This window comes from Streptomyces sp. NPDC094143, assembly GCF_040303825.1.
In the GTDB taxonomy this organism is placed as follows: Bacteria; Actinomycetota; Actinomycetes; order Streptomycetales; family Streptomycetaceae; genus Streptomyces.
In genome coordinates this window covers 52591-74599 of the sequence record NZ_JBEOTZ010000020.1, presented here as the reverse complement: position 1 = coordinate 74599, position 22009 = coordinate 52591, and the positions used below count along the sequence as shown (strand labels likewise).

Genomic DNA, 22009 nt, shown 5'->3' with positions numbered 1-22009 from the left:
GAGGCACGACTAGAGGGGCACCAGCCCGAAGGCTGGTGCCCCTCTGTCATCGGTTCAGGCGCCCGGAATCAGCTGCAGCCGCTGGTCGAGCCGCAGCCCTCGCAGATGTAGCAGGAACCGGCGCGCTGCATCTTCGTCCCGCAGGAGAAGCACAGCGGGGCGTCGGCCTGGATGCCCAGCTGCATCTCGACCAGTTCCGCACTGGTGTGGGCCTGCTGCGGGGCCGGCTTGGCCGCCTCTTCCGCCTTCGGAGCGGAAACGGCCTTCAGCTCCTGGGCCCGAGGCGCCGACTGGGCCAGGCCCTCGACGTCGACCTCGTCCTCGGACGGCTCGTACGAACCGGTCTCCAGGTGACGCTGGCGCTCCTCGGCGGAGTGGATGCCGAGTGCGGACCGCGTCTCGAAGGGCAGGAAGTCCAGCGCCAGGCGGCGGAAGATGTAGTCGACGATCGACTGCGCCATCCGCACGTCCGGGTCGTCCGTCATGCCGGCCGGCTCGAAGCGCATGTTGGTGAACTTCGAGACGTACGTCTCCAGCGGCACGCCGTACTGGAGGCCGACCGAGACGGCGATGGAGAAGGCGTCCATCATGCCCGCGAGGGTCGAGCCCTGCTTGGACATCTTCAGGAAGACCTCACCGAGACCGTCGTCCGGGTAGGAGTTGGCCGTCATGTAGCCCTCGGCACCGCCGACGGTGAAGGACGTGGTGATGCCGGGACGTCCCTTCGGGAGGCGCTTGCGGACCGGGCGGTACTCGACGACCTTCTCGACCGCGGTCCGGATCGTCTCCTCGGTCTTCTCCGTGATCTCCGCCTTCTCCTTCTCCTTGGTCTTGGCGGAGAGTGGCTGGCCGACCTTGCAGTTGTCGCGGTAGATCGCGAGCGCCTTGACGCCGAGCTTCCAGGCCTCGAAGTAGATCTCCTCGACCTCCTCGACGGTCGCCGTCTCCGGCATGTTGACCGTCTTGGAGATGGCGCCGGAGATCCACGGCTGGATCGCGGCCATCATGCGGACGTGGCCCATCGGGGAGATGGCCCGCTCGCCCATGGCGCAGTCGAACACCTCGTAGTGCTCGGGCTTGAGACCGGGGGCGTCGATCACGTTGCCGTTCTCGGCGATGTGGGCGACGATCGCCTCGATCTGCTCCTCGAGGTAGCCGAGGCGACGCAGGGCCTGCGGCACGGTGCCGTTGACGATCTGCATCGAGCCGCCGCCGACGAGCTTCTTGAACTTGACCAGCGCCAGGTCGGGCTCGACACCGGTGGTGTCGCAGGACATCGCGAGACCGATGGTGCCGGTCGGGGCCAGCACGGACGCCTGCGAGTTGCGGAAACCGTTCTTCTCGCCGAGGCGCAGGACGTCGCCCCAGGCCTCGCTGGCGGCGGCCCACACCGGGGTGTCCAGGTCGTCCATGCGGACGGCCTTGTCGTTGGCGTCGGAGTGCTGCTTCATGACGCGCTTGTGGGCGTCCGCGTTGCGGGCGTAGCCGTCGTACGGGCCGACCACCGAGGCGAGCTCGGCGGAGCGGCGGTAGGCCGTGCCGGTCATCAGGGAGGTGATGGCGCCGGCGAGGGCGCGGCCGCCGTCGGAGTCGTAGGCGTGGCCGGTGGCCATCAGCAGGGCGCCGAGGTTGGCGTAGCCGATGCCGAGCTGGCGGAACGCGCGCGTGTTCTCGCCGATCTTCTGGGTCGGGAAGTCCGCGAAGCAGATCGAGATGTCCATCGCGGTGATGACCAGCTCGACGACCTTCTGGAAGCGCTCGGCCTCGAAGGACTGGTTGCCCTTGCCGTCGTCCTTGAGGAACTTCATCAGGTTCAGCGAGGCCAGGTTGCAGGACGTGTTGTCCAGGTGCATGTACTCGCTGCACGGGTTCGACGCGGTGATCCGGCCGGACTCGGGGCAGGTGTGCCAGGCGTTGATGGTGTCGTCGTACTGGATGCCGGGGTCGGCGCACGCCCAGGCGGCCTCCGCGATCTTGCGGAAGAGCTGCTTGGCGTCGACCTCCTCGATGACCTCGCCGGTCATGCGGGCGCGCAGGCCGAACTGGCCGCCCTCCTCGACCGCCTTCATGAACTCGTCGTTCACACGGACCGAGTTGTTGGCGTTCTGGTACTGGACGGACGCGATGTCGTCGCCGCCCAGGTCCATGTCGAAGCCGGCGTCGCGCAGGACGCGGATCTTCTCCTCTTCCTTGACCTTGGTCTCGATGAAGTCCTCGATGTCCGGGTGGTCGACGTCGAGGACGACCATCTTGGCGGCACGGCGGGTGGCGCCACCGGACTTGATCGTTCCTGCGGAGGCGTCGGCGCCGCGCATGAAGGAGACCGGGCCGGAGGCGTTGCCGCCGGAGGACAGCAGCTCCTTGGAGGAGCGGATGCGGGAGAGGTTCAGGCCGGCGCCGGAGCCGCCCTTGAAGATCATGCCCTCTTCCTTGTACCAGTCGAGGATCGACTCCATGGAGTCGTCGACGGACAGGATGAAGCAGGCGGAGACCTGCTGGGGCTGCTTGGTGCCGACGTTGAACCAGACCGGGCTGTTGAAGCTGAAGATCTGGTGCAGGAGGGCGTACGCCAGCTCGTGCTCGAAGATCTCGGCGTCGGCGGGCGAGGCGAAGTACCTGTGATCCTCACCGGCCTTCCGGTACGTCTTCACGATGCGGTCGATCAGCTGCCTGAGGCTGGTCTCGCGCTGCGGGGTGCCGACGGCACCACGGAAGTACTTGCTGGTGACGATGTTGACCGCGTTCACCGACCAGAAGTCGGGGAATTCGACGCCGCGCTGCTCGAAGTTGACCGAGCCGTCGCGCCAGTTGGTCATGACGACGTCACGGCTCTCCCAGGCCACCTCGTCGTAGGGGTGAACCCCAGGGGTGGTGTGGATGCGTTCGATACGCAGACCCTTGCTCGCCTTGGGGCTCTTGGCGCGGGAACTCCGTGCCGGACCGCTCGCCGTCTCTGTCATGCCGCCTCCCTGTACGGGCGAAAACGCCCTGAAGTGCCCCGTTGTTCCCGGTGCACGATGTTCTGTCTGGTGCTGCGGGCACCCACTCACGTCGCCCGCAACAGGTCTTCACATGGCCGCCGTCCGGCCGGTCCGGATCTGCCGTCCGGGTCCGGTCCGCCGGTCAGTCGGCGGCGCCTGCGGGCTCGGGGACCTGTGCCGTCCCTCCGGGCCCGCGGTCGTCTTCCTGGCTCCCCACACCCTTGTCCTCGCGGTCGCCGTCGTCCGCGTCGGGACGCCCCGCGCCCTCCCTGAGCTCCGCGATGGCCGCCTCGAAGTCCTCGAGCGAGTCGAAGGCCCGGTAGACGGAGGCGAAGCGCAGGTAGGCGACGAGATCGAGTTCCTGCAACGGGCCGAGTATGGCCAGCCCCACGTCGTGGGTGGTCAGCTCGGCGCTTCCGGTGGCCCGCACCGCCTCCTCGACCCGCTGGCCGAGCTGGGCGAGCGCGTCCTCGGTGACGGGCCGACCCTGGCACGCCTTGCGCACACCGTTGATGATCTTCGTGCGACTGAAGGGTTCGGTGACGCCGGACCGCTTGACCACCATGAGCGAGCACGTCTCCACGGTCGTGAAACGACGGGAGCAGTCAGGACACTGGCGGCGCCTGCGGATCGACGTGCCGTCGTCGGTCGTACGGCTGTCGACGACCCGGCTGTCGGGGTGCCTGCAGAAGGGACAGTGCATGATCTCCGAACCCTCCTCACAGCAGACTCAATAGCCTCGCCAGACGTCTCGCGCCCCACGAAGCAGCCCCAAGCATAGGCGATGACCATGGCCGCGAAGACCGGGGGGACCACAACTTGTGGGCTGCTGTTGCAATCCAACCACTAGATGTGGGGATTGGCTCATACATCCAGGCTGTAAGCGCGTGTCGCGCGTGTAGCCGCAGGTGGCGCCCGGCGGCCAGTCCCACACGAACCTCGCACGCCACCAAGGCGGCACCGAGGCGCGCCCGCCCGCCGCGACACGGGCCCGATCCGTTCACGCCCAGCCGTATCGCTACGGCACATGCGGAGATACGGTGGGCGCCGCGAGGAGGGGACGTGGGACTCCCGCACAGATGAGGGCTGCCCCCGAGGCAGGGGCATGCCGGATGGCAGACTGGGGCAACAGTCCACGAGGCGATCACCCCGGCGGTGAAGAGTACAGCAATGGGCCCTTTTGTCCGCCAGGTGGCCCGGCCGCCAATACACCCGGACACATGATCGCGTCCGGCAATTCGCGTTTTTTCACTCGAACGTGTGTTTGGCGCAACCTTTCGAAAGCAACTACCGTTGGCTAGCAGGGAGACCATCGAGAGGGGCCGACGTGACCACCACCGCAGACAGTGCCACCATCACTGCCCAGGACCGCTCCCAGAGCCGACCGGAGCCGGTACATGCGATGAACGAAGCCACGAACCCTGAGGGGCACAAGCGCTCCCTGCCGGGCCGACCTCCCGGCATCCGGGCGGACAGCTCGGGCCTCACCGACCGGCAGCGCCGCGTGATCGAGGTCATCAGGGACTCGGTACAGCGCCGCGGCTACCCGCCGTCGATGCGGGAGATCGGCCAGGCCGTCGGCCTCTCCAGCACCTCCTCGGTCGCTCACCAGCTGATGGCGCTGGAGCGCAAGGGCTTCCTGCGCCGCGACCCGCACCGCCCGCGCGCCTACGAGGTGCGCGGTTCGGACCAGGCCGCCTCGGTGCAGCCCACGGACACGGCGGGCAAGCCGGCCGCGTCGTACGTCCCGCTGGTCGGCCGTATCGCCGCCGGTGGCCCGATCCTCGCCGAGGAGTCCGTCGAGGACGTCTTCCCCCTGCCCCGCCAGCTCGTCGGCGACGGTGAGCTGTTCGTCCTGAAAGTCGTCGGCGACTCGATGATCGAGGCCGCGATCTGCGACGGCGACTGGGTCACGGTCCGCCGCCAGCCGGTCGCCGAGAACGGCGACATCGTGGCCGCCATGCTCGACGGGGAGGCCACCGTCAAGCGTTTCAAGCGCGAGGACGGCCATGTCTGGCTCCTGCCGCACAACGCGGCCTACGAGCCCATCCCCGGCGACGACGCGACCATCCTCGGCAAGGTGGTGGCCGTACTGCGCCGCGTCTGACCGCGCGCACCGCGTCTGGCGGGCCGAGCAGGCCCACCCTCAGACCGGGCCCCGGAACCCCTGCGCCGGTTCCGGGGTCCTGCGCTGTCCGGGACCGGTCGGCGCGCAGATGGACGATTCACTCGGCCAGGGGTCGGTCGGCCCACGGTTCCTTGACCACGGACCGACCCGGGTTCATCCGGCTGCTTCCGTCTGCCTCGCCGCCGCGTCGATCGCCGCCAGCGACTTCCGCACCTGGTTGCGGTCCGTCGTGTACCAGAAGTCGGGCATCGACGCCTTCAGGTATCCGCCGTAGCGCGCCGTGGCCAGCCGCTGGTCGAGCACCGCGACCACACCGCGGTCGCCCGACGCCCGTACGAGACGGCCGGCTCCCTGCGCCATGAGGAGGGCGGCGTGCGTGGCGGCGACCGCCATGAAGCCATTGCCACCGGCTTTCTCCACGGCCTTCTGGCGGGCGCTCATCAAGGGGTCGTCCGGGCGCGGGAACGGGATCTTGTCCATGACGACCAACTGGCAGCTGGGCCCGGGCACGTCCACGCCCTGCCACAGGGACAGCGTGCCGAAGAGACAGGTCCTGGGGTCGGCCGCGAAGTTCTTGATGAGCTCGCCGAGCGTCTCCTCGCCCTGGAGGAGGATCGGGAACTCGGGGATCCGTGAACGCAGTTCCTCGGCGGCCAGCTGGGCGCCCCTCATGGACGAGAACAGGCCCAGGGTGCGACCGCCGGCCGCCTGGATCAGCTCCGTGAGTTCGTCGAGCATGTCCGCGCGGTCGCCGTCCCGGGCGGGACGCGCCAGATGCTTGGCGACGTACAGGATGCCCTGCCTGCGGTAGTCGAAGGGCGAGCCTACGTCGATGCCCTTCCACTGCGGGAGATCGTCGCCCTCGGTGCCCTCCGGGGCGAGGCCCAGGGAGGCTCCCACACCGTTGAAGTCGCCACCGAGCTTCAGCGTCGCCGACGTCAGGACCACGGAACGGTCCGCGAAGAGCTTCTCCCGCAGCAGCCCAGAGACCGACATGGGTGCCACGCGCAGGGAGGCACCGAACCGGTCGTGGCGCTCGTACCAGACCACGTCCCATTCGGAGCCGTTGGTGATCCGCTCCGCGACGTCGTGCACGTTCTCCACGGCGGCCAGGGCCTGCTTGCGTACCGCGTCCTCGTCCTGGACGGACTTGTCCCGGGTCGTACCGATCGCGGAGATGACGGTGCGGCACGCGTCACGCAGCGCCATCAGCGCGTACCCGAGGTCCTCGGGAATCTCCTCCAGGCGGCCCGGCAGCGCCAGCTCCATGAGCCGCTCGAAACCCTCGGCAGCGGTCTGGAGCTGGTCCGCGGCCTTCTCGTTGACGAGCTTCGCGGCGCGGCGCACCGCGCGGTTGACCTGGCCGGGGGTGAGCTCGCCGGTGGCGACACCGGTGACCCTCGACACCAGTTCGTGCGCCTCGTCGACGATCAGCACCTCATGCTGCGGGAGGACCGGGGCGCCCTCGATGGCGTCGATGGCGAGCAGGGCGTGGTTGGTGACGACGACATCGGAGAGTTTGGCCCGCTCCCGGGCCATCTCGGCGAAGCACTCCGCCCCATAGGCGCACTTCGAGGCGCCCAGGCACTCCCTCGACGACACCGACACCTGCGCCCAGGCGCGGTCGGAGATGCCGGGGGTGAGGTTGTCACGGTCACCGGTCTCGGTCTCGTCGGCCCAGTCGCGGACCCGCAGCAGGTCCTGCCCCAGCTTGCTGGTGGGCGCGGCCGCCTCGAACTGGTCGAAGAGGCCGTCCTCCTCGTCCTGCGGGACACCCTCGTGCAGACGATGCAGACAGAGGTAGTTCGACCGGCCCTTGAGCATGGCGAACTCCGGGCGGCGGCGCAGCAGCGGGTGCAGCGACTCGACCGTTCTCGGCAGGTCGCGCTCCACGAGCTGGCGCTGCAGGGCCAGGGTGGCGGTCGCGACGACCACTCGCTCCCCGTGTGCGAGCGCGGGCACCAGGTAACCCAGCGACTTGCCGGTGCCGGTGCCGGCCTGGACCAGCAGGTGGGAACCGTCGTCGATCGCTTCCGCGACGGCTTCGGCCATGGCCACCTGGCCGGGACGCTCCGTACCGCCGACGGCAGTGACGGCAGCGTGCAGGAGTTCGGGGAGTGAGGGCTTCGTCATAGCGCGACCACCCTACGACCCAGCACTGACAAACGGGTGCTCAAGGCGAGGGCGGGGGACGGGATCAAGACCGTGGACTCCTCGGGGCGGGGTGAGGCGGATGGGCCGGGTATGGGAGCAGGGCGCCGGGAATCGCTCGTGGGTGACTCCAGCGTGTGACAGACGCGAGCGGTGCCGGAGGCACCAGCGGTGCGGCAGGCGCCACCGGTACGGCAGGAAGCACCGGTGCCGCAGGCCCGGGCGAGGCGGCAGGCGCGAGCACTGCGGCTCGGCGGGCGGCTCGGGAAGTTTCCGCGATCGGTGGGAACGGCGGCGAGGCGCGGTGCGTTCAATGAGTGATGGCACGGTGACACAGCGCTACAGCAGATGCCGGACGGAGCGGTCTCGGACCATGAGGGCGGCCCGCTTGGTGGGCAGGTCGACCTCGGCGGAGAACCGGAATCCGGCGGTCAGGAAAGCGGCGACGGAGGGGGTGTTGCGAATGTCGGGTTCCGCGATGACGCGCGCGCAGAAGGGGCGCCGCGCGAGAACGAGATCGGCCACGGCCCTGAGCAGCGTGCCGCCCAGACCACGCCCGCGGTCGGAAACGGCACCGACCAGAAGGTGGACGCCCGTGTCATGGGGCCGGACAGGGTAGTGGCGGGCCAGCGGGTCCAGGTCCGCCCGGTAGATCTCCCAGTAGCTCATCGGCGTTCCTTCCAGCACGCCGACGCACGGCACGCTGCGCCCGTCACCGGCGAGCTGGGCCCGCACATGGTCCTCGGTCACGCTCGGCGGTCCCGACAACTCCCAGAACTCGGCGGCGGCGGGGTCGTTCATCCACCGGCTGATGAGCGGAAGGTCACGTTCGACGCGGACAGGGACGAGGTGGAACAGGCCCGCGGGTGTGCCGGCCGGGCCCCATTCGGCCACGCCGTCGAGCAGGTCGTCGTACGGCATGCGGGAGCCGAACCGGGAGGTCGCGGTGAGGGGCGCGGGGGACGACGCCGGGTCCCGGTCGCCACTCCGCCCTGACCCCTTGGGCTCGGCCGTCTCCTCCGCGATCAGGGCGAGGAGTTCGTCCGGGAGCCGAAGATCCATGGTGTCCCCGGGGTCCTCGGGGTCCTCAGCGCTCTCGCCGGCCTCGGTGTCCTCGCCGGACCTGCCGTCGGCGGGGCCCGCACCTGGGTCCGTGCTGAGGCCCCCGTCGTCAGCGGCACCGGACGCGGAACCGCGACCTGGATCGCTCCCCGCTCCGGGCTCGCTGCCGGCGTCGGCCTCGGGTTCGGCGGGGAAAGCCGCTCCGGGGGAAACAGTGGTCGCCGTCGGGGCGGACGGGTCGGCGGAAGGCACCAAACGCTCCTCTCAGAGTGGTGGATGGGGCGTGTCCTCAGCGATGAAGGAGTCGGTCATGGCCGGAAGGGATCGGGTGATCAGCGGTGGAGAGGGTTGGCGATGGTGACGTACACGGACTGGGTGTCCACCGGGCCGGCGAGTTCGTCGAGGCCGTGCAGCCGCGTGAGCAGGTTCGCCTTGCAGCGCAGCACGGGTGAGTCGAGCAGCCGGACGGGCAGCGAGGTGCGGAGTCGGGCCGGGCCGGAGGCGACGGTCTTCAGGAAGCGACGGAAGGCGGCGAGGAGCAGTCGCTCGTCGGCCAGTCCCTGGGAGCCGAACGCGCCGACGAGACCGAGCACGTTGTTGACGCCCAGGTAGTACGCGAGGCGTTCGTCGGCGACCTCGTCGCGGACGAAGGTGTCGCTCCGCTCCCCGATACCGGGCAGTCGGGCGTCGAGTTCCGCGCGCCGGGACTCGCGGAAGTAGAAACCCTGGTTGTCACGGTAGCGGCCGCCGGTGGGCCAGCCGTCGGCGTCGAGCAGGAGCAGGGTGTTCTGCTGGTGCGCCTCCAGGGCGATGCCGGCCTCGCCGTCCAGCCAAAGGACAGGACGCACCACGTGTTCCAGGTAGCGCAGGAACCACTCGGCGGCGACGGCTCCGCGGGGCCGGCCGGTGCGGCGGGCGATGCCGGTGACGAGTTCGGACAGCCGGGAGCTCATCACCGGGCGTACGCCCTCGGAGCGGCTCGCGGCGGTGCCCGGGCGGGTCGGTGAGCACGGGCGCGGCGAGACGAGTCCGGCTACGCAGGAGACATCGTCCGAGGGGCTGAACGGGTTGTGGCGGATGACCACGTCCAGTCCGGGCAGCGGGGTGCCGTCCGGCCCGTCAACGGCGAGCCAGGCGGGGTCGCGCACGATGTCGAAGCCTGGATGCTCGGCCCGCCACCGCTGCCCGAGGCCACTGCGGAGCAGGCGATGGACCTCGACGCCGCGGTGGAGTTCTTTACGCAGGTTCTCTCTACGGGAGTTGGTGATGCGCAGGCCCAGAGACAGTTTGAGCATCGCGGGGGCGCCGGACCGGTAGACGGTGCGCACGGAGGAGGTGGGGTGCCAGGGCGATCCGTGCGGACCGAGGTCACGAAGCTGTCCGTCGTCCAACAGGGCGGCGATCTCCGGACGGTGTCGGACGTCGCGTGCTTGCCAGGGGTGCAGGGGTAGCAGGGCGTGGCCGTCCGGCAGTGGCAGTCCGGGTCCGGCCAGGTGGGCGGTGAGGGAGGGGGCCGGGACAGGGCGGCCGCGTTCGGTCCAGCGGGAGTCGGTGGCGAGAGCGGAGGGGGCGACTGCCATCCAGTGCAGAGAGAAGGACCCGCGCAGTTCGGGTGAGCATTGCCGAGCCTCGGCCTCGGAGAGGCCCTCACGGCTCTTGGGCGTCGGGTGCAGGGGATGTCCGAGGACGAGAGCCTGTTCCGCGGCCAGGAAGAGATCGGGGGTGTCGGCCGGCTGGTTCCGGCGTTCGCTGACAAAGGTGGTGACCCTGCGGAGGGAGTCGGCGACACCGGCGACAAGACCGATGCCGTCGTCGCCGACCGAGGTGGCGGCGCCGGGGTTGGTGGGAGTGATGCCGCTCAGGGCCGGGCCGCCAGACGGATACTCCCTGGTGAGCAGGGCGGCGACCGTCACGGCGTCCACCACTGGGGCGTCATCGGACACGTCGGCCAGGCGTGGGAGGCCGAAGCGGTGCCATCCCGTCGGTGACCAGTAGCGAACCGGGACGAGGAGGGCAGTGCCGCTGGCGGGGAGGGGGATGCGGAGGACGCCGTCGCAGGGGGCAGGTCGGCCGGTCTCACGAACCCAGCAGCGCAGCAGGGTTTCCACGGATGCCGAGTGGGCGACGAGGCGGGGGTCGGGATGGCTCAGGAGGTCGGTGGCGGGTCTGCCGTCGTGACTCTCCTGGGCGGGCCCTGCTGCCCCGAGTCGTTGGCGAGGCAGCGCCGATGTCACCGACGTCCCGGGCCGTTGGGTGTCGCCGGAGGCTCCTGTCCACGTCGTGGCGTGGTCGTCGGGGGCGGGGGTGGCGTTCAAAGGGGGGTACCTCGGGGGGTGCGGGCCGTGTGGACCGGGGCGGGGGTGGCGGGATGTCCCCTCGGGCGAACGGGCAAGCGAGAGGGCGGCCTACGGCGTCAGGGGGCACGACGCGAAGGCGAAGTACGGCCCCGCTGCCGTGCCCTGCTCTCCTGGCACTGCATCGCCGCCGCCCGGATCGCGTCGGTCAGGCGGTCGAGAACGGCCGCCGCCTGTTCGTCGGTGATCGTCAGGGGCGGCAGCAACCGCACGACGTTCGCGTGAGGGCCGCAGAGTCCGACGATGAGGCCACGCCGCAGGCACTCCTGCTGGACCACGGACGCCAGTTCCCTGGCAGCCGGTTCTTCGGCAGTCGGCCCTTCTGCAGTCAACCCCTCTGCAGTCGGTTCATCTGCGGTCGGCCCTTGTGCAGTCGGTTCTTGGGCGACGGGACGCTCCGATGCCTTTGGCGGCCCCGGCTCCGTCTCCCCCGCCGCGTCCACCAGTTCCACGCCGATCATCAGCCCTCTCCCCCGCACTTCACCCACACACGCGAAGTCATCGGAAACTGACCGCAGTTGGTGCGACATCCGCTCGCCGAGGGCCGACGCGCGCTCGGCGAGGTGGTTCTCTCGGACGTGGGCGAGGGTCGCCGTGCCTGCTGCCATGGCGAGTTGGTTGCCTCGGAAGGTGCCGGCGTGAGGAGAGGGTTTTCCGGAGTCGAGGTCGTCGCGATAGACCACGACGGCCAGGGGCAGGCTGCCGCCGATGGCCTCGGAGAGGACCATCACGTCTGGAGTCACGCCGCTGTGCTCCACCGCCCAAAAGGTGCCGGTGCGCCCAACGCCTGTTTGGATCTCATCGACGATCAGCGGGACGGACCGGTCTGCTGTGAACTGCCGTACTCGTCGCAACCAGGCGTCCGGCGCGGGGAACACTCCGCCCTCGCCCTGGACGGGTTCGACGATCACGCCGGCGGGCAGTGCAGCAGCGTCGGCACCGAACGGGTCGGGGCGGTCCTGCGCAAAAGCCAGACAGACGACGTCTGCGTCACGACCGCCGAGGTCGTTCCGTCCGGTCGCCGCACGGACCAGTTCGCTGGCCGTCCGCAACGCGTCGCTGCCGGTGGGGCCGCAGAAGCGCACACGTGCCCGATCGGCGAGTCCTGGGGGCAGGGTGCGGGAGAGCTCGGCGACGAAGGCGTCCTTGACGGGTGTCGCGAGGTCGAGGGCGTTGAGGGGGGCGCCGGAGTCGAGGACCTTGCGGATGGCTTCGAGGACTACGGGGTGGTTGTGCCCGAGGACGAGGGCTCCCGCGCCGGAGAGGCAGTCCAGGTAGCGGCGGCCGTCCGCGCCCTCGATCGTCATACCTCGCGCCCGCACCGGCACGATGGGCAGGGCCCGGGCGTACGTCCGGGCAGCGGCCTCTCGTACGGACTGGCGGCGCGAAAATCCTTCCCTCGCAGTCCACCCTCCTGGGATGCCGTCGTCCAGGATCTGGTCGTCCGCCCCCGGGGCAGAGCCACCCACCTCCGGGCCGGTGCCCTCCACTCGCAGGCCGCCGTCGCCCCTACCCCGTGCCGTGCCGTCGACGGGACCACCGCAGACGGTCTTCACCGGCGCTTGCCCCACAGCGGCCTCCTCTGACGCACGACCCCCAAGGGTGGATTCCGCCACGACTTCCCTGACCTCCCACTGGGCACCGGCCACCAGGGACCGCACACAGACAGCAGACCCCGCACCGCTACCAACCCCGGACCGCTCACCCGGTTACGGGTTGCCTCAAGATCCTTTCCGTGACGGAACTGTTGCTGTTCCGTCGGGCCTCCCCCACAGCCACCGCATAGTGTGTGGTGCCGTTCCCGGACGCGGCGTGTCGGCCCGAAGTCCCCGCGCAGCAGCGAGAACCGCGGCCGAGGCACCGGTTTCGTCCATGTTCGTCACCATCAGGGGGAGTCACATCATGCGATCCATCCGGCCGTCGTCCGCCACACGCCGAGGGGGGAGGGCGCGCCGCAGGAACTCCCCCACGCTGTTCGCGATAGCCCTCGCCTCGGCACTCGCGCTCACCGCCACCGCCTGCGAGTCGGGTGACGCCGCGGCGGGCGGGGAGGCCTCCGCGTCCGCCACCGCCTCCGACGACGGCAAGCTCCGGATCCCGGACGACATCAGGGACCGGCTCCGCGAGCACGGGATCGACATCGACAAGTGGAAGAACGGCGCCTGGAAGAACTGGGACCGGGACGACTGGCTGCGCGAGGCCCACGAGTACGTCAACCCGATCATCGAGGGGCTGTGGAACCCGGACCGGATGCGGGAGGCGGAGGAGCCCGACCAGGGCGTCGACGAGAGCGACCTCTCCGGTGACCAGGGCGTCACCGATCCCACGCCGAGGCCGGTCCGGGCGCAGGCCGTGCCGCCGTCGTACCACGCCGCCGTACCCACGGCCGGGAAGGTGTTCTTCGACTCCCCCAAGGGCTCGGCCGTCTGCTCGGCGACGGTGGTGAAGGACCCGGCGCACCCGGGCAAGTCCAACCTGGTGTGGACTGCGGGCCACTGTGTGCACGCGGGCAAGAAGGGCGGCTGGTACCGCAACATCGCGTTCGTGCCGTCGTACAACGACGACGGCGAGTCGGTCCAGGAGCTGGAGAACGCCACCCGCGAGGACGTCGCTCCCTACGGTGTCTGGTGGGGCGACTGGGCGCAGACCTCGGACCAGTGGATCGAGCAGGGCGGTTCGACGGGCGGTGACGGCGCACCGTACGACTTCGCCGTCATCCATGTGACGCCGGAGAAGGGCAGCGGCGGCAAGTCGCTGGAGGAGACGGTCGGTTCGGCGCTGCCGGTCGACTTCAACGCTCCCGCCGTAGCGCAGGTCGAGAGCGTCACGGCGATCGGCTACCCGGCGGCGCCTCCGTACGACGGGCAGAAGCTGTACCGGTGCCAGGACCGGCCGGGACGGCTGTCGCTCACGGCTTCGGACCCGACGATGTACCGGATCGGCTGCACCATGACCGGCGGTTCGTCGGGCGGGGGCTGGGTGGCGACCGGCTCGGACGGCAAGCCTGCCCTGGTGTCCAACACCTCGATCGGCCCGGTGACGTCGGGCTGGCTGGCCGGGCCGCGCTTGGGCGACGCGGCGAAGGGCGTGTTCGACTCGGTCAGCGAGAAGTTCGCAGGCCGGTAGGCAGGGACCGGCCCAGCCCGCAGGGGCGGGCCGCCCGGCGGCCCGACGGTCCGGCGCACGGGCCCCACCGTCTCAGCCGCTCAGTGACCCACCGGCTCACGGAAACCCTCACCACCCCACACAGCACCAGACACACAGCTCACAACACCCATCCCTGAGCACCCAGCACCCAGCACCCAGCACCCAGCACCACACACGTACGCATCAACGGGGGTCATCGCACCATGCGTTCCACACGTACGCCCGCACCGAGGCGCGGGCGGCGCGCCGTTCTCGCCGCCACCGGGCTCGTCGCCGCCCTGGCGCTCACGGCTACCGCCTGTGGCGGGTCGGCGGACTCGGCGAGTGACAAGCCCGACGCCGCCACCTCGCAGGCGCCGGAGGCCGGCGGCAAGGTCGAGATCCCGGCCGATCTCGCGGGCAGGCTCAAGGAGCACGGGATCGACGTCGACAAGTGGAAGAACGGCGGCTGGAAGGACTGGGACAGGGACCAGTGGCTCAGTGAGGCCAAGGACTTCGTCAACCCGGTGATCGAGGGCCTGTGGAAGCCGGAGCGGATGCAGTCCGCCCAGGAGGCCAACAAGACGGTCACGACGAAGGACGCGTCGGCCGGGCAGGGCATCAGCGATCCGGAGCCGTCGGCCGTCGCCGCGCAGGCCGAGAAGACGCCGTACCACCGCAACGCGGCACCGGTCGGCAAGGTCTTCTTCGACTCCCCCGACGGCCCGGCGGTCTGCTCCGGGACGGTGATCAAGGACGTCAACCACCCGGGCAGGTCCAACCTGGTGTGGACGGCGGGCCACTGCGTGCACGCGGGCGGCAACGGCGGCTGGTACCGGAACATCGTGTTCGTCCCGGCCTACAACGACCTCGGCAAGTCCGAGGCGGAGCTGAGCGACGCCAACCCGACGGAGATCGCCCCGTACGGCAACTGGTGGGCGGACTGGGCCTCGACGTCGAACCAGTGGATCCAGGGCGGCTCGGAGACGGGCGGTGACGGTGCCGCGTACGACTACGCCGTGCTGCACGTGAAGCCCGAGCAGGGAGCGAAGTCCCTGGAGGAGACGGTCGGTGCCGCGCTGGACGTGGACTTCTCCGCCCCGTCCGCGGCGGACGCCGCCAAGCTGGGCGCCTGGGGCTACCCGGCCGCGCCGCCCTACAACGGCCTGAAAATGTTCAAGTGCGTCGACGTCCCCGGCCGGTTCTCGCTCAGCCCGAGCCTGCCGACGATGTACCGCATCGGCTGCACCATGACCGGCGGTTCGTCCGGCGGCGGCTGGTTCCGGGTGCTGAACGGCAAGTCCGTGCTGGTCTCCAACACCTCGATCGGCCCGGCCGACAACACCTGGCTGGCGGGCCCGCAGCTGGGCCGGGACGCCGAGGCGCTCTACCAGAACATGAGCAGCACCTACGGCGGCCGCTGACCCGCACCCGCCCATGAAGAAGGCCCGTCCCCGATGGCTCGGGGGCGGGCCTCCTCTACGAGCCGGCCGGTCAGGCGAGCGGCGCCGGGACGTACGGCGTGAACTCCGCGGCCAGTTCCTCGTGCACCCGCACCTTGAGCAGCGTGCCCTCCGGGGTGTGCTCCTCGGAGATCACGTCACCCTCGTCGTGGGCGCGGGCGACGAGCTTGCCGTGCGTGTACGGCACGAGCGCCTCGATCTCGACCGAGGGACGCGGCAGCTCGTTGTCGATGAGCGCGAGCAGTTCCTCGATGCCCTGGCCGGTGCGGGCCGAGACGGCCATGGACCGCTTCTCCACGCGCAGCAGCCGCTGCAGCGTGAGCGGGTCGGCCGCGTCCGCCTTGTTGATCACGACGATCTCGGGCACGCCGGTGGCTCCGACGTCCCTGATCACCTCGCGCACGGCGGCCAGCTGCTCCTCCGGGTTGGGGTGCGAACCGTCGACCACGTGCAGGATCAGGTCGGACTCGCCGACCTCCTCCATCGTGGAGCGGAACGCCTCGACCAGGTGGTGCGGCAGGTGGCGTACGAACCCGACCGTGTCGGCGAGGGTGTACAGCCGTCCGCTCGGGGTCTCGGCCCGGCGCACGGTCGGGTCGAGGGTCGCGAACAGGGCGTTCTCGACCAGCACGCCCGCGCCCGTGAGGCGGTTGAGCAGCGAGGACTTTCCGGCGTTGGTGTAGCCCGCGATGGCCACGGACGGCACCTTGTGGCGCTTGCGCTCCTGACGCTTGATCTCGCGGCCGGTCTTCATCTCCGCGATCTCACGGCGCATCTTCGCCATCTTCTCGCGGATCCGCCGCCGGTCCGTCTCGATCTTGGTCTCACCGGGGCCACGGGTGGCGAGGCCGCCGCCCTTGCCGCCGCCCATCTGCCGGGACAGCGACTGACCCCAGCCGCGGAGCCTCGGCAGCATGTACTGCATCTGCGCGAGCGCGACCTGCGCCTTGCCCTCTCGGGACTTGGCGTGCTGGGCGAAGATGTCCAGGATCAGGGCCGTACGGTCGATGACCTTGACCTTGACGACGTCTTCGAGGTGGATGAGCTGGCCCGGGCTGAGCTCACCGTCGCAGATGACGGTGTCCGCGCCGGACTCGAGGACGATGTCCCGCAGCTCCTCGGCCTTGCCGGAGCCGATGTACGTGGCCGCGTCGGGCTTGTCGCGGCGCTGGATCACGCCGTCGAGCACCAGCGCGCCCGCCGTCTCGGCGAGGGCGGCGAGCTCCGCGAGGGAGTTCTCCGCGTCCTGGGCGGTTCCGGAGGTCCATACGCCGACCAGCACGACCCGCTCCAGGCGGAGCCGGCGGTACTCGACCTCGGTGACGTCCTCGAGCTCGGTGGACAGGCCCGCCACGCGGCGCAGGGCCGCGCGCTCGGAGCGGTCGAACTGGTCGCCGTCCCGCTCTCCGTCGATCTCGTGGCTCCAGGCGACGTCCTCTTCCATCAGGGCATCGGCCCGAAGACCCTCGGGGTGGCTGTGCGCGAAGCGCTTGGTGTCCTGGGAAGGGGAAGAAGAGGAGGTCATTGGATCCTTACGTAGCTGGGAAACCGATGTCGGCGACGGAGAGCCGGGGCTGGTCCGTCACTGTGCACAACGCATGGGCACTCCGGGAGATTCCCGGCGTCCGGCCCCGCGCCGCGCCGACTTCAAGATGGTCGCACGGCACGGGGCGTCTCGTCACCGTGTTATCGCGCGCCTCCCCCGGCGGAAACGACGGACGCGGCGGGCTCGGCAGAGGCGGCGGGCTCGGCAGAGGCGGCGGGCTTTCCGGGCTGCTCCGGCTTCCAGTCCGGGTGCCCGGGCATCGGCGGCGTCTTCTCGCCGTACAGCCAGCTCTGGAAGAAGGCGTCCAGGTCGCGTCCGGAGATCTCGGTGGCCAGCCGGACGAAGTCCCGCGTGCCGGCCGTGCCGTCCTGGTGGCGGCTCACCCACGCGCGCTGGAGACTTTCGAACGCCGGGCGGCCGATCTCCTGGCGCAGGGCGTAGAGGACGAGCGCGGCGCCGTCATAGACGTTGGGCCGGAAGATGTCGGTCTTGTGGCCCGGCTCGGGTGCCTTGGGGGCAGCGGGCGGTCCGCCGGCCTCGCGCCAGCGGTCGGAGGCGCCGTAGGCGAGTTTCATCCGGTCCCGCATCGGCTTTCCGGCCTGCTCCTCGGCGTAGAGCGCCTCGTACCAGGTGGCGTGTCCCTCGTTGAGCCACAGGTCGGACCAGGTGCGAGGGGTGACGCTGTCGCCGAACCACTGGTGGGCCAGTTCGTGGACCATGATCGACTCGACGTACCAGGCGGGGTAGACGGGCTCGGTGAACAGTTCCCGTTCGAAGAGGGAGAGCGTCTGGGTCTCCAGTTCGATGCCGGTGGAGGCGTCGGCCGCGAGGACGCCGTAGGTCTCGAAGGGGTAGCGGCCGACCTTCTTCTCCATCCAGGCGATCTGCGCGGGGGTCTTCTCCAGCCAGGGTTCCAGCGCCTCGCGGTACCGGGTGGGGACGACGTCCCGCACGGGCAGTCCGCGCGGGCCGGTGCGGTGCAGCACCGTGGAGCGGCCGATGGAGACCTGGGTGAGCTCGGTGGCCATGGGGTGCCGGGTGCGGTACGTCCACGTGGTCTGCCCGCCGGACCGGTCCACCCCGGCGGGCAGACCGTTGGCCACGGCCGTGTGGCCGTCGGGCGCGGTGACCCGGATGGTGAACATGGCCTTGTCGGAGGGGTGGTCGTTGCAGGGGAACACCAGGTGGGCGGCGTCGGCCTGGTTGGCCATGGCGAGGCCGTCACCGGTACGCACCCAGCCGCCCTCGCGGCCCTCGGCGGGCACGGGGTCGCTGGTGTGGCGCACGGTGATGCGCATCCAGTTGTCGTCCGACACGGAGTCCTCGGGCGTGATCACCAGGTCCTCGCCGGCGGTGCGGAACCGCGCGGGGTCCCCGTCGACCTCGACCGACTCGACCTTGCCGTGCGCGAAGTCCAGGTTGATCCGGTCCAGGTCAGCGGCGGTCCAGGCGTCGATGGTGGTGACGGCCCGCAGCGGCTCACTGTTCGTGCCGGGGTAGGTGAGGGACAGGTCGTAGGAGGCGACGTCGTAGCCGGGGTTGCCCAGGTACGGGAAGAGGCGGTCGCCGACGCCGAGCGGGACGGCGGGGGCGCCCGCGGCGACGAGGCACACGGACACGGCCGAGGCGAGCAGGGCGGCGGACGTCCGCCGGCGTGTGGGGGAAGAGGGCCTGAGGGGCATGCCTCACGGCTATCAGCGCCCGCGTGCGCGGCACGGGCGACGCGCGTCCGGCCCACCCGAACCGGGGACCGGGGCCTGCGCCGCCTGCCGTCTCAGCTGCTCTGTGTCTGCGGCTGCGCCCGGCTCACGTCGTACACCCCGGCCACGTTCCGCATCGCGCGCATCAGGGCCGGGAGGTGGGCCGCGTCCGGGAGCTGCACGGTGTAGGTGTGCCGGACCTGCTGCTGGGTCGGGGGTTCGACGGTCGCGGAGACGATCTCGGCGCCTTCCAGGGCCATGGCCTCGGTGAGGTCGGCGAGCAGATGGGGACGGACGAACGATTCGGCGACCAGCGTGACCCGGCACTCGGTGGCCTCACCCCAGAGCACGCCGACCTCCGCACGCCCCCCGTCTTTCATGCGCGCCACCGCCGCGCACTCCACGCGGTGCACCGTGACCGCTCCCCCGCGTACGGCGAAGCCGGTGATCTCGTCGGGCGGCACGGGCGTACAGCACCGGGCGAGCCGTACGGTCGCGTCCGGCAGGTCCGTGAGGACGTCGCCGCCTGCGGCGCGGATGGCGGGCTGTTCGGGGCCGGAGGCGGCCGGTGTGTCCGTACCGGACAGGCCGGCGGACCGGGACGCGGTCGCACGATCCGTGGCGGGCCGTGGCGCGGCGGGAAGCCGTCCTCGCGCTGAACGGCTCGCACGGTCCCCGGAGGGCCGGTCGGTCTCGGCCGTCCGGGCCTCGTTCTCCTGGGCCTCGGCCTGGGCCGGGTGGGCGGCCAGCCACCGCTGGATGGCGATCCGGGCCGCGGGCGTGTGGGCGTGCTCCAGCCACTCCCGGGAGGGCTCGGAGGCGGGGTCCTGGCCCATGAGGAGCTGGACGGTGTCGCCGTCCCTCAGCACGGTGGAGAGCGTCGCCAGCCGGCCGTTGACGCGGGCGCCGATGCAGGCGTGCGCGTCCTCCCCGTACTGCGCGTAGGCGGCGTCCACGCAGGTCGCGCCCTCAGGCAGGCCGAGCGTGCCGCCGTCGGGCCGGAAGACGGTGATCTCGCGGTCCTGGGCGAGGTCCTCGCGCAGGGTCGACCAGAAGTGGTCGGGGTCGGGTGCGGCCTCCTGCCAGTCGAGGAGCCGGGAGAGCCAGCCGGGGCGGGTGGGGTCGACGCGCTCGCCGTCGGCCGGGTCGTCGGGGGCGGGGGCGTAGGGGTTGCCGAGGGCGACGACTCCGGCCTCGGCGACCTTGTGCATCTGGTGGGTGCGGATGAGGACTTCGACGACCTGGCCGTCCTCGCGGGCGACCGCCGTGTGCAGCGACTGGTAGAGGTTGAACTTCGGTACGGCGATGAAGTCCTTGAACTCCGAGACCACCGGCGTCATGCAGGTGTGCAGCTCGCCCAGGACGCCGTAGCAGTCGGCGTCCTCGTTCACCAGGACGAGCAGGCGGCCGAAGTCGGAGCCGCGCAGCCGGCCGCGTTTGCGGGAGACACGGTGCAGGGAGACGAAGTGGCGTGGGCGGATGAGGACTTCGGCTGCGATGCCCGCCTCGCGCAGCACGGCGCGCACCTCGTCGGCCACCTCGGCGAGCGGGTCGTCGGCACGGTCGGCGTTGCGGACGATCAGCTCCCTGGTGTGCGCGTACTCCTCGGGGTGCAGGATCGCGAACACCAGGTCTTCGAGCTCGGTCTTGAGCGCCTGGACACCGAGCCGTTCGGCGAGCGGGATGAGCACGTCACGTGTCACCTTCGCGATGCGCTCCTGTTTCTCGGGGCGCATGACGCCGAGCGTGCGCATGTTGTGCAGCCGGTCGGCGAGCTTGATCGACATGACGCGGACGTCGTTGCCGGTGGCGACGAGCATCTTGCGGAACGTCTCCGGCTCGGCGGCGGCGCCGTAGTCGACCTTCTCCAGCTTGGTGACTCCGTCGACCAGGTAGCGGACCTCCTCGCCGAACTGCTCGCGCACCTGGCCGAGCGTCACGTCCGTGTCCTCGACGGTGTCGTGGAGCAGGGACGCGGTCAACGTCGTGGTCTCCGCGCCGAGTTCGGCGAGGATCAGGGTCACGGCGAGCGGGTGCGTGATGTACGGCTCGCCGCTCTTGCGCATCTGGCCGCGGTGCGAGGACTCGGCCAGGATGTAGGCGCGGCGCAGCGGTTCGAGGTCCGCGTCGGGGTGGTGGGCGCGGTGGGCCTCGACGACGTGGCTGATGGCGTCGGGCAGTCGGTCCCGGGCGGCGGGGCCGAGCAGCGCGGCTCTGCCGAGGCGGCGCAGGTCGATCCGGGGGCGGGCCTTTCTGCGCGGCGCTGTCGGCGTCACCGGCCCCGACACCGCGCCCGGCATCGGGCCTGGGGTCACGGGATTCGTGGCCTCCGCACTCATGGGCACCTCCGGCTGCGTCAACCGGCGGACGGGGTGCCCCAGAGCGGACACGGCTCAGGAGCGGCTTCGGTCCCCCGTCCGGGCCGGTGCTTGATGCTATCGAGCCCACCACGCGTGGCTGACCGCCTCTCGCCGAGCGTGAAACTGATCACCCATTCGAGGGACGAATGTGAGGTTTGTACCCGAGTGCAAGGTGACTAGAGCGCTCGTGTTCCCGCCAAGTGGCCGGTTCCGTACGGCGTTTTCGGGTCGAGCGGCCTGCCGGACAGTGGCGCCGCCTCACCCTCGCGGGACGGCCTCCAGCCACTCCGCGTCGATCTCGCCCTCGGCCACGATCACCGCCGGGCCGGTCATCTCGATCTCGCCGTCGGGCCGCTCGGTGATCACGAGGGTGCCGCCGGGGACGTCCACGGTGTACGTCACCGGCGTTCCGGTGATCCCGGGGTCGGCGCCGTCGCGGCGGGCGGTGGCCACGGCGACGGCGCACGCGCCCGTACCGCACGAGCGGGTCTCGCCGGAGCCGCGCTCGTGCACGCGCAGCGCGACGTGCCGGGGGCCGCGGTCGACGACGAACTCGACGTTCACCCCGTCCGGGTAGACGGAGGCCGGGCTGACGGGCGGCGGGGCGTACAGGTCGCCGGCGTGCGCCAGGTCGTCGACGAAGGCGACCGCGTGCGGGTTGCCCATGTTCACGTTCCGCGCGGGCCAGCTGCGCTCGCCGACGCTCACGGTGACCTCGTCGCCGGGGAGCAGCGCCTTGCCCATGCCGACGGTGATGTCGCCGTCCTTGGCGAGGTGCACGGTCTTCACGCCTCCTCGGGTGGCGACCGCGAGGTCCCCCTCGGTCACGTGCCCGGCGCGCTGGAGGTAGCGCGCGAAGACCCGCACGCCGTTGCCGCACATCTCCGCGACCGAGCCGTCGCCGTTGCGGTAGTCCATGAACCACTCCGCCTCGGCCGCCATGCTCCTGGCCTCGGGGTGCGCGGCGGACCGCACCACGTGCAGCAGTCCGTCACCGCCGATGCCCGCGCGGCGGTCGCACAGGGCGGCGACGGCGGCCGGGGGCAGGTCGATGGTGTTCTCCGGGTCCGGGACGATCACGAAGTCGTTCTCGGTGCCGTGACCCTTGAGGAAGGCGATCCGCGTGCTCATGCCCCGA

At 70.7% G+C, this 22009-nt stretch carries 13 protein-coding genes; 3 read left to right on the top strand and 10 right to left on the bottom strand.

Annotation, left to right across the window (positions count from 1 at the left end):
* Positions 1-68: 68 nt before the first annotated feature.
* Entirely contained in the window at positions 69-2960 is a 2892-nt protein-coding gene (locus ABTZ58_RS24370) for a vitamin B12-dependent ribonucleotide reductase (protein ID WP_351360405.1), read from the bottom strand.
* A 163-nt stretch (positions 2961-3123) separates the two neighbouring features.
* The gene (gene nrdR, locus ABTZ58_RS24365; RefSeq protein WP_351360402.1) at positions 3124-3684 is read right to left on the bottom strand and encodes a transcriptional regulator NrdR; all 561 of its coding nucleotides are present in this window, start codon (positions 3682-3684) and stop codon (positions 3124-3126) included.
* Between the two features lie 624 nt (positions 3685-4308).
* Here nrdR and lexA point away from each other — a divergent pair.
* A complete protein-coding gene (lexA, locus tag ABTZ58_RS24360; protein WP_309096025.1) occupies positions 4309-5088 on the top strand; it encodes a transcriptional repressor LexA in 780 nt (259 codons plus the stop codon).
* Positions 5089-5262: 174 nt separating this feature from the next.
* Here lexA and ABTZ58_RS24355 read toward each other — a convergent pair whose 3' ends face one another.
* The 4 genes from ABTZ58_RS24355 to ABTZ58_RS24340 all read right to left on the bottom strand — a co-directional run bounded on the left by ABTZ58_RS24355 (position 5263) and on the right by ABTZ58_RS24340 (position 12112).
* Positions 5263-7242: an ATP-dependent DNA helicase gene (locus ABTZ58_RS24355; RefSeq protein ID WP_351360399.1), complete on the bottom strand. Its 1980-nt coding sequence runs from the start codon at positions 7240-7242 to the stop codon at positions 5263-5265.
* 357 nt (positions 7243-7599) lie between these two features.
* Positions 7600-8574: a GNAT family N-acetyltransferase gene (locus ABTZ58_RS24350; RefSeq protein ID WP_502996120.1), complete on the bottom strand. Its 975-nt coding sequence runs from the start codon at positions 8572-8574 to the stop codon at positions 7600-7602.
* 80 nt (positions 8575-8654) lie between these two features.
* On the bottom strand, positions 8655-10637 hold the full coding sequence (locus ABTZ58_RS24345; protein ID WP_502996119.1) for an IucA/IucC family protein: 1983 nt from the start codon (positions 10635-10637) through the stop codon (positions 8655-8657).
* A gap of 98 nt (positions 10638-10735) precedes the next feature.
* On the bottom strand, positions 10736-12112 hold the full coding sequence (locus tag ABTZ58_RS24340) for an aminotransferase class III-fold pyridoxal phosphate-dependent enzyme (protein WP_351360573.1): 1377 nt from the start codon (positions 12110-12112) through the stop codon (positions 10736-10738).
* 466 nt (positions 12113-12578) lie between these two features.
* Here ABTZ58_RS24340 and ABTZ58_RS24335 point away from each other — a divergent pair, with 466 nt between their 5' ends.
* Both ABTZ58_RS24335 and ABTZ58_RS24330 read left to right on the top strand, forming a co-directional pair.
* A complete protein-coding gene (locus tag ABTZ58_RS24335; protein ID WP_351360393.1) occupies positions 12579-13802 on the top strand; it encodes a trypsin-like serine peptidase in 1224 nt (407 codons plus the stop codon).
* Positions 13803-14026: 224 nt separating this feature from the next.
* Positions 14027-15226 carry a trypsin-like serine peptidase gene (locus ABTZ58_RS24330; protein ID WP_351360390.1) on the top strand — a complete coding sequence of 400 codons (1200 nt, stop codon included), beginning with the start codon at positions 14027-14029 and terminating at the stop codon, positions 15224-15226.
* 70 nt (positions 15227-15296) lie between these two features.
* Here the strand turns inward: ABTZ58_RS24330 and hflX are convergent, their stop codons facing one another.
* The 4 genes from hflX to dapF form a co-directional block, all read right to left on the bottom strand.
* Positions 15297-16790: a GTPase HflX gene (gene hflX / locus ABTZ58_RS24325; protein WP_351360387.1), complete on the bottom strand. Its 1494-nt coding sequence runs from the start codon at positions 16788-16790 to the stop codon at positions 15297-15299.
* A 161-nt stretch (positions 16791-16951) separates the two neighbouring features.
* On the bottom strand, positions 16952-18493 hold the full coding sequence (locus ABTZ58_RS24320; protein WP_351360384.1) for a M1 family metallopeptidase: 1542 nt from the start codon (positions 18491-18493) through the stop codon (positions 16952-16954).
* A 92-nt stretch (positions 18494-18585) separates the two neighbouring features.
* On the bottom strand, positions 18586-20850 hold the full coding sequence (locus tag ABTZ58_RS24315) for a RelA/SpoT family protein (protein WP_351360381.1): 2265 nt from the start codon (positions 20848-20850) through the stop codon (positions 18586-18588).
* Between the two features lie 279 nt (positions 20851-21129).
* Positions 21130-22002: a diaminopimelate epimerase gene (gene dapF / locus ABTZ58_RS24310; protein ID WP_351360378.1), complete on the bottom strand. Its 873-nt coding sequence runs from the start codon at positions 22000-22002 to the stop codon at positions 21130-21132.
* Positions 22003-22009 lie beyond the last annotated feature (7 nt).

Excerpts from the sequence above, each read along its gene's own strand:
- ABTZ58_RS24370 (WP_351360405.1), bottom strand. The coding sequence starts at position 2,960 with ATGACAGAGACGGCGAGCGGTCCGGCACGGAGTTCCCGCGCCAAGAGC.
- nrdR (WP_351360402.1), bottom strand. The coding sequence starts at position 3,684 with ATGCACTGTCCCTTCTGCAGGCACCCCGACAGCCGGGTCGTCGACAGC.
- ABTZ58_RS24355 (WP_351360399.1), bottom strand. The coding sequence starts at position 7,242 with ATGACGAAGCCCTCACTCCCCGAACTCCTGCACGCTGCCGTCACTGCC.
- ABTZ58_RS24335 (WP_351360393.1), top strand. The coding sequence starts at position 12,579 with ATGCGATCCATCCGGCCGTCGTCCGCCACACGCCGAGGGGGGAGGGCG.
- ABTZ58_RS24330 (WP_351360390.1), top strand. The coding sequence starts at position 14,027 with ATGCGTTCCACACGTACGCCCGCACCGAGGCGCGGGCGGCGCGCCGTT.
- hflX (WP_351360387.1), bottom strand. The coding sequence starts at position 16,790 with ATGACCTCCTCTTCTTCCCCTTCCCAGGACACCAAGCGCTTCGCGCAC.
- ABTZ58_RS24320 (WP_351360384.1), bottom strand. The coding sequence starts at position 18,493 with ATGCCCCTCAGGCCCTCTTCCCCCACACGCCGGCGGACGTCCGCCGCC.
- ABTZ58_RS24315 (WP_351360381.1), bottom strand. The coding sequence starts at position 20,850 with ATGAGTGCGGAGGCCACGAATCCCGTGACCCCAGGCCCGATGCCGGGC.
- dapF (WP_351360378.1), bottom strand. The coding sequence starts at position 22,002 with ATGAGCACGCGGATCGCCTTCCTCAAGGGTCACGGCACCGAGAACGAC.